Source organism: Roseateles sp. P5_E1, from assembly GCF_054049335.1.
On sequence record NZ_JBFUMN010000175.1, the window covers coordinates 1 to 765 of the forward strand.

Here is a 765-nt window from a genome sequence, read left to right on the forward strand (position 1 = left end):
CTGCATCAGCGCCGGGGTCTTGTCGAGCAGACTCTGTCCGGCCGAGCTCTCGTAGAACTCGGCCATCGCCAGCACGTCTTCCTTGCTGAAGCTCTTCTTGTAGAGGTCCACGTACATCGGCCGCAGCTGCTGCCAGGACAGCGCCTGGCGGATGGTCTGGGTGGTGCGTGCCTCCATGCGCTTCATCTGTTCCTGCTGCTGCGCATCGAGCTGGCGCTGCTGGGCGACCTGCTGGAACTGCTGGCGCTGCATCGCCTCGATCTGCGGCAGCATGCTGTCCAGCATGGTCTGCGCGCGCGAGGCGGCCAGCAGCCGGTTGATGTCGGCATCGGACGGCGGCGCGGCGATGGCCGGGGCCACGGCGGCAAGGCCCAGGGCGAGTACCAGGCCCAGGCGGATCAGGCCACGACGGGGACGGGTCGGGCCGGTAAGGGTCAGCGGACGGATCGAAAGCATGTGCGGAGCATCCTGCGTTGCATGGAGTCCCGAGGATACCCGCCGGGATGTCATCAGGCTGCATTTTGCGGACGTTATCGGCGTCATCGGGGATGTTGGGCTCACCCTCGGCACGCGTCCTGCCTTTACAATGCCGCCCATGGGTACCGGACCAGTCACCGTCAGCGCACATCTGTCGATTCCCGACGCGGAAATCGTCGAGCGTTTCGTGCGCGCCAGTGGCGCCGGCGGGCAGAACGTCAACAAGGTGTCCACCGCGGTGGAACTGCGTTTCGACGTGGCCGGCTCGCCGTCGCTGCCCGAACCGTT

At 66.4% G+C, this 765-nt stretch carries 2 protein-coding genes; one reads left to right on the forward strand and one right to left on the reverse strand.

What is annotated here, in order from left to right; all coding sequences use genetic code 11:
• Positions 1 to 456: DUF2059 domain-containing protein (locus ACXJKJ_RS30450; RefSeq protein ID WP_457395150.1), on the reverse strand; the 456-nt coding region annotated here is incomplete at its 3' end.
• 139 nt (positions 457 to 595) lie between these two features.
• Here ACXJKJ_RS30450 and ACXJKJ_RS30455 point away from each other — a divergent pair.
• Positions 596 to 765, forward strand: a 170-nt coding sequence (locus ACXJKJ_RS30455; RefSeq protein WP_457395153.1) for a peptide chain release factor-like protein, incomplete at its 3' end; no start/stop codon positions are given.